The sequence below is a fragment of the Natronomonas salsuginis genome, assembly GCF_005239135.1.
GTDB classification, from domain to species: Archaea; Halobacteriota; Halobacteria; order Halobacteriales; family Haloarculaceae; genus Natronomonas; species Natronomonas salsuginis.
Genome location: NZ_QKNX01000002.1, coordinates 546,683 through 566,303, shown reverse-complemented (window position 1 = coordinate 566,303; position 19,621 = coordinate 546,683). Strand labels below are relative to the sequence as shown.

The 19,621-nt window shown below is 67.2% G+C and carries 21 protein-coding genes; 19 read left to right on the top strand and 2 right to left on the bottom strand.

The window, feature by feature from the left end; translation table 11 throughout:
- The first annotated feature begins 38 nt into the window (after nucleotides 1-38).
- The 12 genes from DM868_RS07685 to pth2 all read left to right on the top strand — a co-directional run bounded on the left by DM868_RS07685 (nucleotide 39) and on the right by pth2 (nucleotide 11,811).
- Nucleotides 39-413: a DUF7310 family coiled-coil domain-containing protein gene (locus DM868_RS07685; protein ID WP_137276277.1), complete on the top strand. Its 375-nt coding sequence runs from the start codon at nucleotides 39-41 to the stop codon at nucleotides 411-413.
- The gene (locus tag DM868_RS07680; protein WP_137276276.1) at nucleotides 410-838 is read left to right on the top strand and encodes a DUF7311 family protein; all 429 of its coding nucleotides are present in this window, start codon (nucleotides 410-412) and stop codon (nucleotides 836-838) included. Before DM868_RS07685 ends, DM868_RS07680 begins: the two co-directional genes overlap by 4 nt.
- Before the next feature lie 25 nt (nucleotides 839-863).
- Nucleotides 864-2,645 (top strand): ATPase, T2SS/T4P/T4SS family, encoded by a 1,782-nt coding sequence (locus DM868_RS07675; protein ID WP_137276275.1) that lies wholly within the window; start codon nucleotides 864-866, stop codon nucleotides 2,643-2,645.
- Between the two features lie 4 nt (nucleotides 2,646-2,649).
- The gene (locus DM868_RS07670; RefSeq protein WP_137276274.1) at nucleotides 2,650-4,338 is read left to right on the top strand and encodes a type II secretion system F family protein; all 1,689 of its coding nucleotides are present in this window, start codon (nucleotides 2,650-2,652) and stop codon (nucleotides 4,336-4,338) included.
- Between the two features lie 23 nt (nucleotides 4,339-4,361).
- A complete protein-coding gene (locus tag DM868_RS07665; protein WP_137276273.1) occupies nucleotides 4,362-4,829 on the top strand; it encodes a DUF7283 family protein in 468 nt (155 codons plus the stop codon).
- Nucleotides 4,810-5,208 (top strand): DUF7285 family protein, encoded by a 399-nt coding sequence (locus DM868_RS07660; protein WP_137276272.1) that lies wholly within the window; start codon nucleotides 4,810-4,812, stop codon nucleotides 5,206-5,208. The genes DM868_RS07665 and DM868_RS07660 overlap by 20 nt, the downstream gene beginning before the upstream one ends.
- Nucleotides 5,193-5,975 (top strand): DUF7284 family protein, encoded by a 783-nt coding sequence (locus DM868_RS07655; RefSeq protein ID WP_137276271.1) that lies wholly within the window; start codon nucleotides 5,193-5,195, stop codon nucleotides 5,973-5,975. The genes DM868_RS07660 and DM868_RS07655 overlap by 16 nt, the downstream gene beginning before the upstream one ends.
- Nucleotides 5,972-8,869 (top strand): DUF7286 family protein, encoded by a 2,898-nt coding sequence (locus DM868_RS07650; protein WP_137276270.1) that lies wholly within the window; start codon nucleotides 5,972-5,974, stop codon nucleotides 8,867-8,869. The genes DM868_RS07655 and DM868_RS07650 overlap by 4 nt, the downstream gene beginning before the upstream one ends.
- A 45-nt stretch (nucleotides 8,870-8,914) precedes the next feature.
- Nucleotides 8,915-9,337, top strand: coding sequence for a DUF5791 family protein (locus DM868_RS07645; protein WP_137276269.1), 423 nt, complete (start codon nucleotides 8,915-8,917; stop codon nucleotides 9,335-9,337).
- A 2-nt stretch (nucleotides 9,338-9,339) separates the two neighbouring features.
- Nucleotides 9,340-10,224, top strand: coding sequence for an SDR family oxidoreductase (locus DM868_RS07640; protein ID WP_137276409.1), 885 nt, complete (start codon nucleotides 9,340-9,342; stop codon nucleotides 10,222-10,224).
- Between the two features lie 83 nt (nucleotides 10,225-10,307).
- Nucleotides 10,308-11,432 (top strand): glycosyl transferase family 2, encoded by a 1,125-nt coding sequence (locus DM868_RS07635; protein WP_137276268.1) that lies wholly within the window; start codon nucleotides 10,308-10,310, stop codon nucleotides 11,430-11,432.
- Between the two features lie 40 nt (nucleotides 11,433-11,472).
- Nucleotides 11,473-11,811: a peptidyl-tRNA hydrolase Pth2 gene (pth2, locus tag DM868_RS07630; RefSeq protein WP_137276267.1), complete on the top strand. Its 339-nt coding sequence runs from the start codon at nucleotides 11,473-11,475 to the stop codon at nucleotides 11,809-11,811.
- 22 nt (nucleotides 11,812-11,833) lie between these two features.
- On the opposite strand, the gene DM868_RS07625 is transcribed toward pth2, so the two are convergent.
- On the bottom strand, nucleotides 11,834-12,904 hold the full coding sequence (locus DM868_RS07625) for an NADH:flavin oxidoreductase/NADH oxidase (RefSeq protein ID WP_137276266.1): 1,071 nt from the start codon (nucleotides 12,902-12,904) through the stop codon (nucleotides 11,834-11,836).
- 144 nt (nucleotides 12,905-13,048) lie between these two features.
- On the opposite strand from DM868_RS07625, the gene truD reads away from it, so the two are divergent.
- The 5 genes from truD (at nucleotide 13,049) to DM868_RS07600 (ending at nucleotide 15,873) form a co-directional block, all read left to right on the top strand.
- Nucleotides 13,049-14,374 (top strand): tRNA pseudouridine(13) synthase TruD, encoded by a 1,326-nt coding sequence (gene truD / locus DM868_RS07620; protein ID WP_137276265.1) that lies wholly within the window; start codon nucleotides 13,049-13,051, stop codon nucleotides 14,372-14,374.
- 49 nt (nucleotides 14,375-14,423) lie between these two features.
- On the top strand, nucleotides 14,424-15,146 hold the full coding sequence (locus DM868_RS07615) for a DUF2103 domain-containing protein (RefSeq protein ID WP_137276264.1): 723 nt from the start codon (nucleotides 14,424-14,426) through the stop codon (nucleotides 15,144-15,146).
- A gap of 63 nt (nucleotides 15,147-15,209) precedes the next feature.
- Entirely contained in the window at nucleotides 15,210-15,473 is a 264-nt protein-coding gene (locus DM868_RS07610; RefSeq protein WP_137276263.1) for a 50S ribosomal protein L37ae, read from the top strand.
- A 6-nt stretch (nucleotides 15,474-15,479) separates the two neighbouring features.
- Nucleotides 15,480-15,614, top strand: a complete 135-nt coding sequence (locus DM868_RS07605) for a DNA-directed RNA polymerase subunit P (protein ID WP_137276262.1) — start codon at nucleotides 15,480-15,482, stop codon at nucleotides 15,612-15,614.
- Between the two features lies 1 nt (nucleotide 15,615).
- The gene (locus DM868_RS07600; protein WP_137276261.1) at nucleotides 15,616-15,873 is read left to right on the top strand and encodes a KEOPS complex subunit Pcc1; all 258 of its coding nucleotides are present in this window, start codon (nucleotides 15,616-15,618) and stop codon (nucleotides 15,871-15,873) included.
- 122 nt (nucleotides 15,874-15,995) lie between these two features.
- Here DM868_RS07600 and DM868_RS07595 read toward each other — a convergent pair whose 3' ends face one another.
- On the bottom strand, nucleotides 15,996-18,266 hold the full coding sequence (locus DM868_RS07595) for a DUF2298 domain-containing protein (RefSeq protein WP_137276260.1): 2,271 nt from the start codon (nucleotides 18,264-18,266) through the stop codon (nucleotides 15,996-15,998).
- Between the two features lie 94 nt (nucleotides 18,267-18,360).
- Between DM868_RS07595 and DM868_RS07590 the strand changes: the two genes are divergently transcribed.
- Nucleotides 18,361-19,125, top strand: a complete 765-nt coding sequence (locus DM868_RS07590; RefSeq protein WP_137276259.1) for a glycosyltransferase — start codon at nucleotides 18,361-18,363, stop codon at nucleotides 19,123-19,125.
- Nucleotides 19,125-19,577: a GtrA family protein gene (locus DM868_RS07585; protein ID WP_137276258.1), complete on the top strand. Its 453-nt coding sequence runs from the start codon at nucleotides 19,125-19,127 to the stop codon at nucleotides 19,575-19,577. Before DM868_RS07590 ends, DM868_RS07585 begins: the two co-directional genes overlap by 1 nt.
- Nucleotides 19,578-19,621 lie beyond the last annotated feature (44 nt).

The window sequence follows — 19,621 nt, the reverse complement described above, 5'->3', positions numbered from 1 at the left end:
GCCGAGCGTTTATATCCGAAAGCGAACCATCCGACCGCATGTCCCAGAACGACCGGGGTCACGACAGGGAGTCCGTCGCGCGGCGCTTGGCGGCGGTCGAGCGCGCCGTTTCGGGCGAGGAACCGCTCGAACGAACCGACCGACTCGACGAGTTAGAGGTTCGGATAGACGAGTTGGAGGCAGCTGTACAGGCGCTCCGCGGCTACGTCGGCTCCGTCAGAGCGGTCAACGAAGACGTCGAGCGGCGCGCGGATCGGGCGTTGCGGACGGCCGAGGCCATCGAGCGAAACGTTGCGCCCACGGAGACGGTCGACGCCGCGTCCGGCCCGGCGTCGGAAACGGACGCCGAGACGGAAGGTACTGACGGGGCGCGGCGTTCGACGCCGCTGGACCGACTCAAAGCGCGGTTGTGATCCGCGTCGTCCTCGCCGTCGCGTTGGGAGCCGCGCTGTTCGGGATCGCCCTCCCGAGCGCCGAACACGCCGATCGGGATCGAGCGGCCGCGCTCGCGATCGACGAACTCGAACGGATAAACGCGACGGCGGAACGACTCGCCGCTGAAAACGATCCCGGCGAGCGATCCGATGCACCGCCGGCGACGACGATCGTCCTCGATCCGCCGGAGCCGACGTTCGCCGATCCCGGACGATTCCGGATCGACGACGACGAGTTGCGGTGGATCCCGGCGAGCGGCCCGAACACGACCGTCGAGACGGCCGTCCCGGTCCGCATCGACGCGCCAACGATCGTCGCCGATCGAACGCGACTGCGACTCTCGCTGGTTCGACTCAACGGCGAGGCGGTGGTACGTGCGCGGCTCGACCGAGCGAGGGTTTAAGTGCGAAAACGGGGCCAGATGCCCCATGTTCACCCGCCTGCTGTCGTCCGAATCCGAGTGTCGCTGTGAGCCGACGTTCGAAGCCGACCGCCTCAGCGTCGAAGGCGACGACTGTCCGGGCGGCGGTCGACTGACGACGGAGTCGGCCTGCCGTCGGACCGTGATCGAGGCGCTCGAACGACGAGACGTCGACTCGATCTGTACGCGATCGGACGGCTTCGAGCGAGCCTACGAGGGGAGGAGCGCTGCGCTTCTCGTCGCCGCCGGTCGGTTCGCCGATGCCGCTGGCTTTCACGACGAGGCGCTCGCCGATCGCGCTCGCGAGGACCCGCTCGGCGCGGCGCAGGCGGCGGCCGGACGCAACGGTGCCGTCTCGAACCTCGTCGCCGAAACCGGGTTAGGGGTGTTTCTCGGGAGCGACTACCCGACCGCGCTCCGACCGCACGTCGGCCCGACGGTCGCCAAATCCCGAGTCGCCACGCGACCCGCGGCCGACGCCACGCTCCGGGACCGATACGAGCTCGAAACCGGAGCGATCGTCCGGTGGTACGAGAGCGACGAGGGGACGATGTATCACCTCACCCCCGCCGAACATCGGCTCGATCCGGCCGATACGGCGACCCTCGCCGCCGCCCACGCGCGATTGGCCCGCGGCGAAATCGATGGGGGCGCGCGCGCCGCCTCGCGCGCCGTTCGATCGATCGCCACCGAGGGGCAGCCGGTTGGCGTCCTGGCGGACGCGCTGGAAAAACACACGCGTGGGCTCGGCGTCCTCGACGACTGCTTCGCGGATGCGGGCGTGACCGACGTGTTCGCGACCGCGCCCGTGGCTGACAACCGCATCCGAGTGCGCTGTGACGGACGGACGGTGCTGACGAACGTCCGATTGACCGACGCCGGCGTCGCCGCGCTGGCGTCGCGGTTTCGGCGATCGAGCGGGCGCGCGTTTTCACAGGCGAGTCCGACGCTCGATGCGACCGAGGACGCGGGGGGTCGACGGATTCGGATCGCCGGCGTCACCGATCCCGTCAGCGACGGCACCGGATTCACCTTCCGCGCGCACGACGAGGAGGCGTTTCGGATCGCCGAACTCGTCGAGAACGGGACCCTGTCGGCCGAGGTCGCGGCGTTCCTCTCTGTCGCGACGGCCCGCGGGGCGGCGACGCTCGTCGCCGGGGCGCGCGGGGCCGGCAAGACGACCCTTCTCAGCGCGCTCCTGTGGGAGATCCCGTCCAACGTCCGAACGGTCGCGATCGAGGACACGCCGGAGCTCCCCGTCTCCGAACTCCAGGGCGACGATCGCGACGTCCAGCCGCTTCGGGTGACCGAGGGCGACGGGATGTCGATCACCGCGACGGACGCCCTCCGGACTGCGCTCCGACTCGGCGACGGCGCGCTCGTCGTCGGCGAGGTCCGCGGCGAGGAAGCGCAGGTCCTCTACGAGGCGATGCGCGTCGGGGCGGCGGACGGCACCGTCCTCGGGACGATCCACGGCGGCGGCGGGGAGTCGGTCAGAGAGCGCGTCGTCACCGATCTCGGCGTCGCCGAGTCCGCGTTCGCCGACACCGATCTCGTCGTCACGCTCGAAGCGTACGAGGAGGCGGGCAGCCGCCAGCGTCGGGTTCGATCGATCGAATCAGTTCGTCGAACGCCGGACGGCGTCGCGTTCGAACCTCTGTACGACCCCAAAACCGAGACGATCGACGTGGGCGATAGCCGGCTGATCGCGGCGCTCTCGACGCCGACCGAAACCGCGGCCGACGTTCGAACCGACATCCGCAAGCGGACCCGCGAACTGGAGGTGTGATTCCATGCGATCGGACGCCGCACGGTCGCTCCGCCATCTGACCGAGCTCTCACCGCGGTCGTCGGTCCCGGAGTCGATCCGGCGGGTCGAGCCGTTTTTGAACGGCGATCCGGAAACGCTGACCGCCGCGACCGACGGTGTGGGAATCGTGGTCGGGGGCCTCGTCGCCGCGGCGGCGATCGCCATCGGCGAGCCGTCGTTGCTCGTCGTCGCCGTCGGGGCCGGCTACGGTTCGGCGGTACTCGCTCGCGGCGGCGTGCTCGCGATCGCCAACGCCCGTCGGAGTCGGACGCTCGGCACCGCGCCGACGGTCGTCAGCCGCGCGGTACTCCGGATGCGCATCACGCCGACGCCGGAGGAGGCCGCCGCCTTCGCTGCCGAAACCGACGGGCGTCTGGGCAACCGGCTGGCCGACCGTGTCGGACGGGCACGTGGGACGCCGCGGTCGGGCCTCGGTGCGTTCGCCGAGGCGTGGCGAACGCGGTTCCCGGCGCTGTATCGCTCGTTGACGCTCGTCGAAGCCGCATCGAACGCGCCCGCCGGCGAGCGGGATCGAACCCTCGATCGAGCGATGGACACGATTCTCGACGGGACGCGGGACCGAGCGCGAGAGGCAGCCGACGCGCTTCGCGGCCCATCGACGGCGGTGTACGCGTTCGGCGTGCTCCTCCCGCTCGCGCTGGTCAGCGTGCTCCCGGCCGCGGGCGCAGCGGGCGTCGACGCCACGCTCCCGGCAATCGTCGCGGTGTACGATCTCGTCCTCCCGATCGGGTTGGTGTGTACGAGCGGCTGGTTGCTCGCGAATCGACCCGTCGCGTTTCCGCCGATGGCGGTCGATTCGACGGCAGCGACGCATCCCGCGATCTACGGCGGAGCGGGCCTCGTCGCCGGAGCGGGGGCGGCGGGCGTGTCACACATGCTGTTGGCCGCGTGGACGCCACCGCTCGCCGCGGTTGGGTTCGGGGCCGGCGTCGGACTCTTCGTTCGGTTTCGACCGATCGTCGCGATCAGAGCGCGGGCCGACGAGCTCGAATCGACGCTTTCCGACGCGCTCTATCTCGTTGGGCGTCGCGTCTCCGACGGGATCGCCGTCGAACAGGCTGTCGCCGATGCCGCGGGGGAACTGGACGGGATCGCCGGAGAGACGTTCGAGGCGGCGGCACGACGGCTACGCCAGCTCCGAGTCGGGGTCGAAACCGCGTTCGTCGGCGATCACGGCGCGCTCGACGGCGTGCCGAGTCGGCGTGCGGAGAGCACGGCGCGCTTGCTCGGGATGGCGGCGGGTGCCGGACCGCCGGCCGGTCGGGCGCTCGTCGAGACGGCGGATCACCTCGACGAACTCCGACGGGTCGAGCGCGACGCGAGACAGGACCTCAGCCGTGTGACGTCGACGCTTTCGAACACTGCGGCGTTTTTCGGGCCGCTCGTCGGCGGGGCGACCGTCGCGCTCGCCGACAGCGTCGGAACGACGGAGGCGCTGAGCGGAAGCGCCCCGGAGACGGCCGGACTCGGGATCGCGGTCGGCGTCTACGTGCTTCTCATGGCTGCGATACTCACGGGGCTGTCGACGGGACTCCAGCGCGGACTCGATCGGGCGGCGGTCGGCCACCGCATCGGTATCGCGCTCTGTACCGCCACCGTCACATACCTGCTGGCAGTTTCGGTCACGGCGTCTGTCTCCGGGGGTTTATAAGCGATGACGGGACCAGACTGCCCATGTTCGGAGTTCCGTTGGACGCGTGGTACGTGTGGATCGGATTGGCGATCGTCAGCAGCGCGGCGTTCGGCGTCGTCACGACGCTCCCGTCCGCAGCGCCGCCGGACGCAGCCGGAGCGGCGCGGACCGTCGACAGCGTGGCCGCGAGCGCGTACGCAGCCACTGGGAGCCATCCGCTTCCCAACGCCGAGAGCGTTCGGATCGGGACCGACTCGATCTCGGCTCGCGGTGCGGGCGGCACCGACCATGCAGCGTTCGGATACGGCCCCGTCGTACCCACAATCGAGGGATCGAGGCTCCATATGGTTCTCCTCGGAGAGCCGCCCAGCAGGATGTTCGTCTCGCCGTCGCGGTTCGAGCGAGCGATATGGCACGCGCGACGTGCAGAGCCGGAATGGCGGGGTTCCGAGCGATTGACCGTGCGCCGCGTTCAGTGGGAGGGGATCGATGCCGTCCTCGTCGGGTAAGGGCCAAACGGAGCCGCTCGCCGCGCTCGTCGCGGTCCTCGCGCTCGGGATCGGGCTCTCGCTGTACGTCGGCGTACTCGATTCCACGCTCCCGTTTCTCACCAGCGATGCGGACGTGGCACCGATCGCAGCCGACGCACTCGTCGCCGAGGCGTCGCCGTTCGGCGTCGTTCACCCGCCGCTGGGGGCGGCCGCCGATGCCGCACGACCGAACGGACACGCGCTCAACGGGACGCTCCGAGCTGAATCGAGAGCGTGGCACGAGGGGCCGCCACGCGCCGAAATCGCGGACTGCGTGACGCGGACGGTCAGCGTTCGGACCGCTCCCGGCACGGTTCGGCCGGGGGCTCTGGAGGTGTGCGTGTGGCCCGAGCGGTGAGCACGGTGTTGGACGTGGCGCTGTGTCTGCTGTTGGTCGGCGTCGCTGTCGGAACGCTCACGAGCGCGATCCCGAGCGAGGGGGACACGATGACCGTCGACAGCGATCCGGCCGCACACGCGATCACGACCGAAACCGCAGCCATACCGAGCGGCGAAGGTGAGACGGCACACGCGACGCTCGCCGAGCATCTCGCGCAGGCGGTCGTTTTGAACGTGAGGATTGACGGGGAACGCCTCACCGAATCACCGTATCCGGCGTCCGTCCGCCGCACGGTCGAGGAACGAACTGGAAATCGGGTTCACGTCACTGCACGGTGGGAGCCGTACGCCGACTCCTCGCTCGAAAGCGAGATCGAGATCGGACCGGCACCGCCACCGACGGCCGACACGGCCGCGACGAGCGTGACGGTCGACAGCGGGATGCGGTCGCCGACGTCGACGGGATCGGTCGAATCGGTCGCAGCGGCGATCGCAGCGGCGTACGTCGAGCGGCTCTTTCCACCCGAACGGACCAGACTCCGGCTCGTCGATCCCAGAACCGCGCCGGTGACGAAAGACCGGTACCATCGCACCGCCCGAGCGGTGGGGACGAGCGTCGAGTGGGCGACCGACGAGGCGTCGTCGAGCGAGGCGAACGAGCGGCTCGCAACCAGGCTCGCCTATCGGGTCGAGGCCGACCTGCGGGCGGAGTACGGGACAGTCGGATCGGTACCAGTCGAGCGGGTCGGGCGAGTGGAGATCGTGGTCCGACGGTGGGAGCCGTGAACGATCGCGGCCGCGTTCCGTTCGCGCTCGTCGGCGTGTTACTCGTGCTCACGAGCACGACGATCGCCGTGACCACCGTGACACGGCCGCCCGAAGCGTCGCCACACATCGACGACGCGATGCAGGGAGCGACCGCCGCCGCGGTGACGGAGCTCCGAGGGGCGGCCGACGAGGCTGCCCGGGAGGCGGCGATCGCGCCCGTCACCGATCCCGCCGATACGCCGGCGGGGCGCGCGATAGGCGACGACGAGCCGTTTCGGGACGCGCTCAGACTGCGACTCTATCTGCGCGCAGTCGAGCGGATCGACGGGACCGAAACGACTCGGGGATCGGTGACGGCGACCGCGTCGCTACCAGCAGTCGACCCGACGACCGCGGGGTATCGACAGGCGATCGAGCGCGTTGAGGTTGAGCGGGCGGGCGAGGACGACGCGGCGATGCGCGTCGAGATCGAGGGCGTTCGGTTGAGGGCGATCCGGAACGGCCGGACGGTGGCGAGCGTCGAACGATCGCCCGAATTCGTCGTCGCGAATCCGGTGCTCGCGCTCCACGATCGAACGGAGCGATTCGAGCGACGGGCGAACGCGCCGGTCACGAAGCCCGGACTCGGCCAGCGGATGACCACTCGGCTCTACGCGATCGCCTGGATCCGCGGATATGCCCAGTACGGCGGCGCAGATATCTCGACGGTCCTCGGGACGCGACACATCGAGCTGTCGACGAACGACGCGCTGCTCGCCGAGCAGCGCTCGACGTTCGGCGAGGCTGATCCGGGTGGGGAGAACGGCGTCTCGGCCGCCGCAGGTCGCGTGGCGACCACCGATCTCATCGCGGGGCTGGGCAGTGAGCCGGAGTGGCAGGATGCGGTGTTGAAGACGACCGACGAGATTCGAGTGAATCCGCCGCCGGAGCGATCGGTCGGGACCTGGCGCGAGGAGCCCGATGATCCGACGATCACCGTCGGCGTCAACGCCTCGGCGGATCGCGCGTTCGTCGACACGATCGGAGTGCGCGGTCGCGACCGCCTCGACGACGCTGTCGAGCGGGTCCACACGGTCGAAGCGCGGGTCGAGGCATCCTCGGACCTCCGAAGTCGGAACCAGTGGGGCGGCGGCTCGCCGGGCGGCAACTGGACGCACACCGGGGTGAGAACAGACACACGAACCAGTACCCACCGGATCAGCAGCCGGGGCCCGAGCGAGACGGGGTGGGAGACTGTGGACGGCGGCACGTTCGAGGTAACGAGAACGCGGACGGTCACGCGGCGGTGGCAACGGGGGTACGACACGATGACGACGAGGGAAACCGAAGAGCGGATCTACCGTGTGGAGGTGGCAGTCCACGCGCGGACGGCACCCATCGAGGGCGTCCCGGACGGTCGACTGGACGGGCACCTCCGGGACGCGACCGATCGCGCCGCGGAGGACGCGATCGGAAACGGTGGGCTCGACGGCATCGCCAGACGAGCCGCCGGAGGACGAACCGTTCGATCGACGGCGAGGGCGACCGCGTCGCCGTCGATGGAGCGAGCGGCGATCGAGTCGGATCTGGGGACGGTCAGAGATCGAACACGAGCCGTCCGGGTAACGCTTCCGGCACCCGCGGTCGGTACGGGGCGGGCAAACCCGGCGGAGCGGTTACACCGAAAGATCGGGAGCCAACGGGACGAGCTGCTGATCGACGCCGACCGGACGGCGCGCGAGCGGACGCGTCTCGCGGTGCGACTCGAATACCTCGACTCGCTCGATTCGGAGCTCAAAACCCGAACGGACACGTTCGATGCGGCCAGCGACGGAATCGGCGATGCGGTCGGGAAGCACATCGGCTCCGATCGGCTCGGCGGGGCGCTGGACGCGCACAGGGCCGCGTCGAACCCGTCGGCCGATCGGGTGAGTGATCCGGCCGGACACCTGTCGATGGCGGTCGACACCGCTCCCTCGTATCTCACGACGAGCGAAGTGACGCAGGATCGGATCGACGAACCGGGCGCCGGAACGATCTATCCGCTCTCGACGCGATCGATCAACGTCTTCAGTTCGCCGCACGGACAGGTCGCTGACGGTATCGTCAGTCGGATCCCGTTCTTGGGGACCGGGCGCGTCTCGTTGTCGACGGCGGCGCGGACGCTGGCGGCGGCCGAGGCTGGGGGCGGGCGATACGAGGAACTCGAGGGGGACGTCGAGGATTCGACGGCGTACGTCCGAGGTGAACTGATCGACGAACTGGTCGACACCGGCGTGTCGGAACGCGACGCGAGAGCGGCGCTCCGAACTGACGCGTCGACCGCCGACGAGGCGCTCATGCTCACAAACGGGACGACGATCGAACGGGCCGCCGCCAAGATCGACGGCCCGGCCACGACCGAGCGTCTCGAACTCCGATTACGGACACGGCTAGATACGGAACTCACCGAAGCCGCGGCGCGACCGTCGGAACCGACGACGACCGAAGCACAGCAGCGGGTTCAAGCGGAGGTAAACACCGAGCTCAAGAACCTGCTCGCGGACGGCATCGAGAACGAAGCGGAGCGGAAGCGAAAGAAAAAGCTCGGGAAACGGCTGGGAGCGATTCCGGCCGGCCTTCCCCTCGCGCCGGTCCCGGGATACTGGTACGCGACCGCGAACGTCTGGTACGTGACCGTCGACGGGCAGTACGAGCGGTTCGCCGTCTGGACGAACCGCGGCGACGGAACGGGCGCGACGACGTATCTGAGGGACGGACGAACCGCATGGGTCACGCACGACGGCGACGAGCGGCGACTCGGAACGTCTGAGCAAGTGTCGTTTCGGACCCAGACCGCGGTCGTCGTCGTCGTTCCACCGGGACCACGTGGCGTCGGTGACACGGACGGGGAACCGTACAAATACTCGCCGGGGTGGGATTCGGGAGTGTAACCGACGGCCCGAACGCTACTTCAACCGGGGGGCCGAACGGGGCGTATGCTCCACGAGGTTGACTCGCCGGGCGATCGAACGCCGACGGAACTCTACGAACTGTATCTCGAGGCGATGGTCGACGCGATCACCGACCATGGCGTCGAGACGGCCGCGGATCGATCCGATGTCGATACAGCGCGACTGCGCGAACTGCTCGACGGCGGCCGACCAGAGTTGACGCTCGAAGAGGCGGCATCGATCCTGGCGCTCGTTGACGAGACGATCGACGCGGAGACGATCGCGACGATCGCGAGGGACGAGTTGCTCATGGGGATGACGACGGCGGTTCTGGACGTCGAAGCCGTCGAGTCCGGCCTCGACGGTGAGCTCGAAGCCCGCGAGATACAGTCGAAGATCGAGGGGCGGTTCCCGATGACGCTGCGGGAGTTCGCGCTGCTGTATCAGTACATTGACGGGGCGCGGTGACGATGCGGGTGGGGATTCTCGGCTGCGGATACGTCGGACTCGAACTCGCTCGACAGCTCGGTCGCGAACACGACGTGATCGGCGTTCGACGGTCCGGGGACGGCCTCGCCGCCGTCGAGGAGACGGGCGCGGACGCGATCGAAGCCGACGTGACCGATCCGGGATCACTCGGTGCGATCCCGGACGTGGACGCGCTCGTCTTTTCGGCGTCATCGGGTGGTCGCGGGGCGGCCGCCGCCGAGCGCGTCTACGTCGATGGGCTCCGGACAGTCATCGAGACGTTCGGCGAACGAGACTCAGTCCCAGATCGGTTGGTGTACACCTCGAGTACGGGCGTGTACGGCGATCACGGCGGCGACTGGGTTGACGAGGAGACGCCGCTCTCGCCGACGACAGACAAGACGCGAGTGCTCGCCGAGGCCGAACGGATCGCCCGGGAGCTGGCGCAGGAGTACGACATCGATGGTGCAGTCGCGCGGTTCGCCGGACTCTACGGCCCGGGTCGGTACCGGTTGGATCGATACCTGAACGGGCCGGTAACGGAGGGATACCTGAACATGATTCACCGCGACGACGCCGCCGGTATCGTTCGGTTCCTGCTGGAGTCGACCGACGAGAAGCTGTTGTTGGCCGTCGACGACGAGCCGGTCGACAAGTGGACGTTCGCCGACTGGCTGGCCGACGAGTGCGGCGTCGAGCGTCCGCCAAAGCGGACGAAAGCGGATCGACTCGACGACGAAGGACTCACGGACGCCGCCCGGCGGCGAATCCTGACGAGCAAACGATGCTCGAACGAGCGGGTTCGCGGGCTGGGCTATCGGTTCGCGTACCCGACCTATCGGGAGGGCTACCGGGCGGCGATCGACGCGTATCGCAGCGATGGATGAGTCGGATCGACCCGCGATATCGCAGACGGCACGCGATGCCGCAAGCCCGGCCTTTTTCGCCGCTCGGGCCGTATCGATAGGCGATGGAATACGTCCAAGAGGGTATCGCGACGCTCCACGACTTCGGCGACGCCAGCCCAGCCGCCCCGACGGACAGCGCGACTGTTGTCGTCCCGATGACAGAGCGAGAACACGCCGGATTGGCTGCCGAACGCGTTCTCTCGGCGCTCGAAGTCGTCTCCCCGGAGCGCGTTGTCGTTCCGCTACGCGCGTCTGCGGATCGAGTCGAAGCGGTCGTCGAGTGGCTCGACGGGGTCGATCTTCCGTTGTCGATACTGTGGTGTGACGGGCCGCGACTCTCGGAACTGCTTTCGAACGCCGATCTCAACGGAACGCGCGGGAAGGGCCGCGACGTGTGGCTTGCGCTCGGCGTCGCGAGCGACAGCGAGTACGTCGTCGTCCACGACGCCGATGCGAAAAGCTACGACGCGCGTCACGTCCCAAAACTTCTCTTCCCGCTCGCACACGGGAAGGCGTTCTCGAAGGGGTACTACGCTCGCATCGAGAACGATCGGCTGTACGGTCGGCTCTTCAGGCTGTTCTATCGGCCGTTGATCGAAGCGATACGGGCCGAACGCGACGCGCCGGTACTCGAGTACCTCGGCGCGTTTCGGTACGCGCTCGCCGGGGAGTTCGCCACGACCGGTCGGTTGGCACGCCGACTCCGTATCCAACGCGGCTGGGGATTAGAGGTCGGGACGCTCGGCGAGGCGTTTCGACTGGTAGGCGCGGATGGGTCGGCACAGGTCGATCTCGGCGTCCACGAACACGATCACCGCGCGGTCTCGGGACCGAGTGGACTCACGGATATGGCTCGACAGGTCGGGCAGACGCTTTTCCAAGCACTCGATGAGAACGGCGTCGAGCCGACGTACGAAACGCTCGAACGTCGATATCGCGTCGCGGCCGAACGGATCGTTGAGAGCTACGCGCTCGATGCCGTATTCAACGAATTCGAGTACGACCAACGGGACGAATTGGCACAGATCGATGCATACGCCGACGTGATCGATTCGCCGGGGAGCGATGCCAGACTTCCCGCGTGGGATGCCGCACCGATCGAACCGGAGGCTGTGGCGAGCGCGGCGCTCGAGGATCTCTCCGACGTGATGGACGTCGACCGGCGCGAGCGACGGCGACCGACGTAGCGTCGGAACGTTCACGAACGGGTGTCCCGAGACGACACGTATGAAACAGGCAATCGTCGCGCGGACGGACATCGGGATGGGGACGGGAAAGCTCGCGGCGCAGGTCGCACACGCCTCGTTGAAAGCGTACGAAAACGCCGACTCGGACGCCCAACGGAAGTGGACATCTGGCGGTCAAAAGAAGATCGTTCTGAAGGGAGCTGGTCAAAAGCAGCTTCGGGAACTCGCAGACAGGGCGCGTCAGGAGCGGCTCCCGTACGCGCTCGTGACCGACGCCGGTCACACGCAGCTCGAACCAGGGACCGTGACGACGCTCGCGGTCGGTCCGGGTCCCGAAAACATCGTCGACAAGGTGACCGGCGATCTGCGCCTCTATTGAACGAAAATCGCACCGTCGAGGTTCAGAACGCGCGGTGGTACTGTCTCGGAACGGGGCCGTCGCGCCCGAGTTCCTGTGCGGCGTGGACCGCGAAGTAGGGATCGCGGAGATGTTCGCGGCCGAGGATCGCGAGATCGGCGCGACCGTTGCGGATGATCTCGTCCGCGCCCTCGGGGGTCGTGATGGCACCGACAGTGCCGACCGGTATGCCGCTTTCGGCGACCTGCTCGGCGTAGGGAACCTGATAATGTGGGCCCGTCGACGGAACCTGTTGGTCCGGATGGATCGCACCGGCGCTCACGTCGACGAGATCGACGCCGAGCGACTGCAGTTCGCCGGCGAGTTCGGTCGAATCCTCGACGGTCCACGACTCGCGGTCGGGGAACCAGTCGGTCGCGGAAACGCGGACGAAGAGCGGCATTCCCTCCGGGATCACGTCGCGAACGTCGGCGACGATCTCTTTAACGAGTCGGGTCCGATTCTCGAAACTGCCGCCGTATTCGTCCTCGCGGGTGTTCGTCACCGGCGAGAGGAACTCGTGGAGTAGATAGCCGTGGGCCGCGTGCAGTTCGATGATATCGAAGCCGACGTCGACAGCTCGGATAGCGGCGTCGACGAAGTTCTGTTCGATGTCTTCGATTCCCTCAGCGTCGAGCCCTTCGGTTTCGAGCGGTTCGTCGTACGGCCACGGCTCGTCGGTCGGACCCACAGGCGTCCACCCCGAGTCGCCGTGGACCGGGCCGCCGCCGTCGGACGGTCTGAACGCCGATGCCTTTCGGCCGGCGTGAGCGAGTTGGATCGCAGAGGTCGCGCCCTGAGATTCGATGTACTCCGTTATCGGTCGCAGCGCCTCGGCGTGTTCGTCGCTCCAGATACCGAGATCCTGCGGAGAGATCCGCCCGCGCGGTTCGACCGCGGTCGCCTCGGTCATCACGATGCCGGCGCCACCGGTTGCCCGACTGCCGAGGTGAACTAGGTGCCAATCAGTCGCGAGGCCGTCTTCGTCCTCACAAGAATACTGACACATCGGCGACACCATCACGCGGTTTCTGGCGGTTACGTCCCGACACTCGAACGGAGTGAACAGATGCATGTACCCAGGGTTCAGGGAGGAGATCAAAGACCTTTCGTATATCGGACAGTCGTGCCGAGCCGGGAACTCAACCACAGTCGATCGGGGAGTTCCGCCACCGAACCGAATACAAAGAGGCATGTTCGGCGGCGCGTACACGCGAGTATGCGCGATGCGCACCCGATTGAAGCGGCCGTCGGGATCGAGTACTACGTCACCGACACCGACGGCGTCGGCGGTCACCTCCGTGACCGACCGACCGATTTCCGAGTTCGAGAGCGAGAGGCGTTCGGCGCGGACCTCCGGGGACTCGACGCGGCTATCGGTTCGTACCCGCACCTCGTCTTCCGGGCGACGCTTCGAGGGTGGGACACGAACGATTTCGCCGCCGGGCTCTCGAACAAGCTCGCGATCAGTCGCGAGCGCGTCTCGTGGGCGGGGACGAAGGACAAACACGCGGTCACAACCCAGCTGTTTTCCGTGAGGTACGAGTCGAACGATCTCCCAACGGTGGACGGTGCGGACGTCGACGTGCTCGGACGGGCGGGGCGGCCGGTGTTGTTCGGCGATCTCATCGGCAACGAGTTCGAACTGGTTGTCCGAGACGCGATCCAGCCCGAAAACGCCGACACGATAGCCGAGGAACTCCGTCAGTTTGCGGGCGACGGCGAGGAATCGAACGAAGACATCGCCGTTCCGAACTACTTCGGCCAACAGCGATTCGGCTCGAAGCGGGCGATCACCCACCGCGTCGGGCTCGACATCGTCCGAGGCGAGTGGGAATCGGCAGCCGTTCGCTACGTCTGTGAGGCGAGCGATCGGGAGCTCGAGCGGACGCGAACGGCAAGAGAGCGACTCGGAGCCGATCTCGAGTGGAAACGCGCGGACGAACTGCTTCCGGGCGGGCTTCGGTTCGAACGAGCGATCGCCGGACGGCTCGCCGAGGGTGCGGACACCGACGCGGACTACCGCGCCGCCCTCGAACGTCTGCCGACGAACCTCCAGCGGATGTTCACGAACGCCGCCCAATCCTACGCATTCAACCGAATACTCTCCGAGCGACTCCGTCGAGGACTTCCGTTCGGACGGCCAGTCGAGGGCGACGTCGTCTGTTTCGCCGACGAGGACGGGCTGCCGGACCCGGGCCGAACACAGGTGGTCGAAGGGGGCCAAGTCGGGACGATCAGCCGACACTGCGAGCGGGGGCGGGCCTTCGTCACCGCCCCACTCGTCGGGACCGACACGGAGTTCGGGGAGGGGGAGCCGGCGGCGATCGCTCGGCACGTCCTCGACGACTTGGGGCTCGATCGATCGAACTTCGATCGACCGGGGGAGTTCGGCTCGACGGGAACTCGTCGGGCGATTCGAGTGTCGACAGATCTCGACATCGAGGCGGACCCGCTCACGCTCCGGTTCTCGCTGCCGAAGGGGAGCTACGCGACCGTGCTCGCCCGCGAGTTTCTGAAGGTCGATCCCGACGACCTCGCCTGACCTTCGAAAAACCGCCTCGCTTATCCGAGCCGATCGCTTCCCATCGGGTATGGACTGTCGGTGCTGTGCGTCGTCGCTCGACCGGCCAGGCGATTACTGCTTGGTCTGTCGCAGCGCAAACGCCGACACCGTCGTCGTCGAGTGTGACGCGGAGCGAGCGACGGTAACCGCGCTCTTCGACGACGAGATCGTCGCCCAACGAACAGTGACGACGACGCGCGAAACGGACGAGCGATGGGCACCGACCGAACGCAGGAATTTCGCTGGGCGGATCGCCGACGAAGCGCGCCGAAAACGGCCGGAAGAGGTGTATGCGACTGGGGACAGAGACGTGATCAGCGCCGTTCGAGCCGAGCTTCGGTATCCGTTCTATCGAGTCGAGGACGACGATCCGATCGAGGCAGTCAGACGAAAGCGCGGCCAACCCGCGCTGGAAGTCGTCGAGGCCACGGTCGAAGAGAAACTCGGCGGCAGCCACAGCACGGTCATCGGCGGACGTGCCGGCCGCCGAACGCTGCAAACGGTCGCCGAGCATCCACACGTCAAAAAGATCATCCCGGGACCGATCGACGCGGGCGGTTCGGGATCACGGACGGGCGTACGAGCGAAGGCCACACGAGCCGATCAGCACGGCAACGTCCGACTGCTGATTCGAGACGGGTCGAGCGTCCAGGAGAACCGGATCGTCACGACGGCAGGCAACCGCGAGCTGGGCGAGCACGTCGGAGCGGACCTCAACGAGGCACTCGCCGACGCCGAACTGCAGGGGTGAGTTCCCGATCGGCCGGGACGAAACGTGGGGTTTATCAGTTCGCTACGGCGATAGTACGATACTATGGCCAAGAAGGGCAAGACAGGCAGCTCCGGTCGGTTCGGTGCACGTTACGGACGGGTCGCACGCCGCCGCGTCGCGGAGATCGAGTCGGATATGCAGAACGCGACGGTCGACGGCGACAGCGTCAAGCGCGTCGGCACCGGCATCTGGGTGAACGAAGAGACCGGCGAGACGTTCACCGGCGGTGCCTATCGGCCAGAGACGCCGGCCGGAAAGACCGTCACGCGGTCCATTCGAGCCGCAATCGGCGACGAAGACGAATAACCATCGATGAGTTACAAGTGCTCCCGCTGTAAGCGAGATGTCGAACTCGACGAGTACGGCGGTGTCCGCTGTCCGTACTGCGGCCACCGCGTGCTGCTGAAAGAGCGGAGCCGCGATATCAAAGAAGTCGACGTCGAGTAGCGTGCACACTGCCGACCTTCGTTTCGCGTATCGTTCCTCGGAAACCGCAGCGATCGTCAGCGAAGCCGTCGAGCGGGAACTCGGCGAGATCGGCGGGGATCGGGCGACGGCCGCGGTGTCCCGACGCGGAGCGACGATTGTCGTCGAGATCGAAGCCGACGATCTCGTCGCGCTGCGGGCGGGGGTGAACACGTGGGAGACGCTGCTCGAAGTTGCGGAGGACGTCGCCGACACCGCTCGACCGGGCGAGATTTTATAACCGAATACGGGACCACGCACCGTATGCGCTGACCGATCACCGGCGATCCGCGAGCGGGAGCGCGGTGGACGGATCGTCGACGACGACACCGCCTGTTCGAGATCACGGATCCGACCGTCAGGTCAGGTCGCCTCGTACGCGTACACGATGACGTCGCCGTCTTCGAAAGCCGGCGTGAGCCGCGGGTGGTCCTCGACGGATAACTCGTAGGAAGCCCGTTCGGCGGGACCGACGTAGATGTACTCGACGTCGTACCGATCGAGGAGCGCCGACTGGCGCTCTACGTTCCCTTCGTAGATCGTTCGCACGTCGGCGAGTCGATCCTCGTACGGCTCGCTCCCACGGTACTGCGCCTCGTGGAACCACCCGAGCACCGTCGGGACGCCGGTGAGACTCGCCGGTGCGGACGCCCCCTCACCGTCCTCAGGGACCCACTGGTACCCGCCGGGGGCGGCCGTGACGATCGTGGGCTGACCGTCGCGGTCGTCGATCCACGCGATCGCCGCCGCTTCCCCGGCGTATCTCGCGTCGAGGTACGCCTCGCCGTCGAGGGTCGCTCCGTCGCTCCCGATCGGGTCGTCGCCTACCTGTGCCGGGATCGCCAGGCCGGCGTACAGCCCGGTAAAAACGACCGCGATGGCGACGATCACGGTTCCGATCGATCGCCACCGAGTCGCATCGATCGAGCGGACCGCACTCGCCGAACCGGGGAGTCGATCGGCGGCCAGCCGAGCCGCAATGACGCCCGCTGCGGGGGACCAGAGAACCCACAGCTGTGAGTACACCTTGAACACGGTGTTGAGGCGTTCGAGGCCAGTACCCCGTTGCTGCGGTTCGACGACGTAGACGAACTCGACGACGAGCGCGAGTCCGAGTCCGCCGAGCAGCAAGACCGTCTCGAATCCGAGATCGGTCCGATTTCGAAGACAGAGCCACGCGGCGAGCAGGATCGGACCGAAGAGTGCGAGCGCGGCGAATCCCGCGGTCCACGCGGCGATCGCACCGACGGCGACAGCGGCGGCAGTCGCGACCGCCCAGGACGAGCTTCGATCCTCGAACTCGTCGACGATCCGACCCGTGAGATAGGGGACGAAAAGCAACAGAAAGCCGCCGTGGACGATCAACAGCGGACCCAGATCGCTGCGCGGCGGTAGGAATCCGATGCTTCGGGTACTCGCACTCGACAACCAGAACGGAGCCACGCTGAGCCCGCCAACGACGAGTACGAATACCGCACCGAGGAGGGACAGTCCGTCGCGCCGAAGCTCTTCGTGAACGCCGGATCGTGTGGAAAATCGCGTTGCGAGCCGCGTCGGAAGCAGCGTCGCAGGGTCGGCGGGCGCGAACGCGACCGTCAGGAATACCAGTCCGCCAGCGACGGGGAAATCCCACGTGTTCGCGATCGCCAGAAAGCCCGCGACCGGGGCCGTGAGGAGCAACAGCGCGCGGCGTCTCCCGGTGTCGGTTTCTGGCGTTTGCCAGTAGCTGTAACAGAGCGCGGCGATCAGCAGCGTGAACGGCGTCGTGAGCATGTGTGCGTGGAGGTCGCCGTTGAGCCATGCGAAGAGCGGGAACTCGTTGATCGTCCCGTCGATGATCCGACTCGAATCCCAGTAGAAGAACGACGACGGCGTCCACGCGAGCAGCTCCGAATCGGGGGCGACGCCGAGGGCGGTGACGACACTCGATGGGAGCAGCCACGCGGCGACCTGCACAGCGGTGTAGAGATTCCCGGCGAGGCCGACGAAGAACGCGCCGATCACCGCAGCGAGGCGCCGCGGCGCGCCGTGATCGGCCGCGATCGCACCGGTGAGCCCGTAGGCGGCGGTGACGAGTGCGGCGTAGAAACCGGAGAGCGCGAGGTTGTACGCGAACCGCGGCGCGGTTCCCGTGAGGATCGTCAAGAGCGCGGTCAGCAGCTGTCCACCGTAGTAGTACTGGACCGATTCGCCCGCGAACCACATGTCCTCCGGCGGTAACGCGGCGCTCCGGAGTATCGTCCGGAGCAGCCCGTAATCGAGGAACTTCTCGCCCGCGGCGATCGGTAGCGGCGCGATGGCCGGGGAGGCGGCACGGATCGAAATCATGAGCGAGAAGGCCAGCGTGAAGACGACGGCCACTTCGGCGTAGGACCGCCATTCGGTTCGATCCGGGTCGCCGAACCGGAGGCTCGATCCGCCGAGTACTGCCACGCCGGCGATCAAGGCAGGGACTCCGAACGCGAGGTGCCCGACGAGATACCCGAGGACGGCGATCGTGACGAGGGCGACCGGGATGGCAAACGCCGATCCGGCACCGCGGAACTGCCGAAAGATAGTGGCGGAGAGCGGCAGCGCGAGGGCACCGAGAACGAGATACGTGGCGAGCCAGAGGACGACGAGACCGTACTCCATCAGGCGTATCGGCGGTGTGTAACGGTATATTGTTTGTGGAGTCGTATCACGGGAAGTCGAATCGCTTTTGCGCACGGCCGTATCAGGCTACGGTATGAGTTCGCTCGGGATCGTCGTCCCGGCGTTTCAGCCGGACATCGAACAGTTGGAGCGATATCTCCACGATCTCCAAGCCGAGCTGACACCCGAGACGATCCGCGTCGAGATCGACGACCCGAGCGAGGCGTGTGTGCGGCGACTTTCGGCACTCGACGGTTCGACGGCCGAGGTGAGCGCCGTTCCCTATCGGCGGGGAAAGGGTGCCGCGATAACGGCCGGGTTCGAGGCGCTCTCGACCGATCGGTTGGCGTTCACCGACGCCGACGGGAGCACGTCGGCGGCCGAACTCGCACGCGTGATCGACGCGCTGGAGTCGGCCGACATCGCGGTCGGGTCGAGGCGGCATCCCGAATCGACCATCGTCGGCCACCGGACGTACGTCCGCCGGCTACTCGGAGACGGGTTCGCATGGCTCGCTCGACGGGCGCTGGAGCCAAGTCTCTACGACTATCAGTGCGGGGCCAAAGCGCTCGATGGCGAGAGTTGGGAGCGGATTCGACCGCACATCTACGAACCCGGGTTCGCGTGGGATCTCGAGGCGCTCGCGGTCGCCGGCGCGCTCGGGTTGGACATCCGGGAGATACCGATCGTCTGGGAGGACCAACCCGGATCGACGGTGTCGCCGGTCAAGACGACGATCTCGATGGCGAAATCGCTCGCAGTGACTCGGTATCGCGCGAAGCGGCTGCAGAACAGTTCGTTCCACCACGCGGTCCATCGCGGGAGCGAGCCGATCGCGCTCATCGACCGGAACCGATGATGGACGTCAGAGAGCTCGGTGAGACGCTGTACGCGCCGTTTCGATTCGGCCGATTCGCGAGTGTCGGTGCGGTGGGAGCGGTCTGCGACAACGCCGTTTTGCTCACGCTGACGACGATCGGCGTCCTCCCGGAGCTGGCGAAGTTCGCCGGGATCGAGACGGCGATCGCGGTCATGTTCGTACTCAACGAGCGCTGGACGTTTTCGGACGCCGGGCGGGCAGGTCTCGTGCCGACGCTACGGCGGTTAGCGACATCGAACGTGGTTCGAATCGGCGGCATCACCGTACAGCTCGTGGTCTTTTCGCTCGTCTACCGGCGACTCCACGTCGACGTATCGGCGTTCGGAATCGATCTGTGGCTTCTCGTCGCCAGCGGGGCAGGGATTGGGTTGGGAATGTTCGTCAACTACGTCACGGAAAGTCTCATCACGTGGCGGATCCACCGACGATAGCGGGTGTAACTGTCACGGCAAGATTCCCCAGACGGCGGGTCAAT

Bases quoted from the DNA above. Each gene is read 5' to 3' on its own strand.
- DM868_RS07685 (WP_137276277.1), top strand. From the start codon at position 39: ATGTCCCAGAACGACCGGGGTCACGACAGGGAGTCCGTCGCGCGGCGC.
- DM868_RS07675 (WP_137276275.1), top strand. From the start codon at position 864: ATGTTCACCCGCCTGCTGTCGTCCGAATCCGAGTGTCGCTGTGAGCCG.
- DM868_RS07670 (WP_137276274.1), top strand. From the start codon at position 2,650: ATGCGATCGGACGCCGCACGGTCGCTCCGCCATCTGACCGAGCTCTCA.
- DM868_RS07665 (WP_137276273.1), top strand. From the start codon at position 4,362: ATGTTCGGAGTTCCGTTGGACGCGTGGTACGTGTGGATCGGATTGGCG.
- DM868_RS07660 (WP_137276272.1), top strand. From the start codon at position 4,810: ATGCCGTCCTCGTCGGGTAAGGGCCAAACGGAGCCGCTCGCCGCGCTC.
- DM868_RS07645 (WP_137276269.1), top strand. From the start codon at position 8,915: ATGCTCCACGAGGTTGACTCGCCGGGCGATCGAACGCCGACGGAACTC.
- DM868_RS07640 (WP_137276409.1), top strand. From the start codon at position 9,340: ATGCGGGTGGGGATTCTCGGCTGCGGATACGTCGGACTCGAACTCGCT.
- DM868_RS07635 (WP_137276268.1), top strand. From the start codon at position 10,308: ATGGAATACGTCCAAGAGGGTATCGCGACGCTCCACGACTTCGGCGAC.
- pth2 (WP_137276267.1), top strand. From the start codon at position 11,473: ATGAAACAGGCAATCGTCGCGCGGACGGACATCGGGATGGGGACGGGA.
- DM868_RS07625 (WP_137276266.1), bottom strand. From the start codon at position 12,904: ATGCATCTGTTCACTCCGTTCGAGTGTCGGGACGTAACCGCCAGAAAC.
- truD (WP_137276265.1), top strand. From the start codon at position 13,049: ATGCGCGATGCGCACCCGATTGAAGCGGCCGTCGGGATCGAGTACTAC.
- DM868_RS07615 (WP_137276264.1), top strand. From the start codon at position 14,424: ATGGACTGTCGGTGCTGTGCGTCGTCGCTCGACCGGCCAGGCGATTAC.
- DM868_RS07610 (WP_137276263.1), top strand. From the start codon at position 15,210: ATGGCCAAGAAGGGCAAGACAGGCAGCTCCGGTCGGTTCGGTGCACGT.
- DM868_RS07605 (WP_137276262.1), top strand. From the start codon at position 15,480: ATGAGTTACAAGTGCTCCCGCTGTAAGCGAGATGTCGAACTCGACGAG.
- DM868_RS07595 (WP_137276260.1), bottom strand. From the start codon at position 18,266: ATGGAGTACGGTCTCGTCGTCCTCTGGCTCGCCACGTATCTCGTTCTC.
- DM868_RS07590 (WP_137276259.1), top strand. From the start codon at position 18,361: ATGAGTTCGCTCGGGATCGTCGTCCCGGCGTTTCAGCCGGACATCGAA.
- DM868_RS07585 (WP_137276258.1), top strand. From the start codon at position 19,125: ATGGACGTCAGAGAGCTCGGTGAGACGCTGTACGCGCCGTTTCGATTC.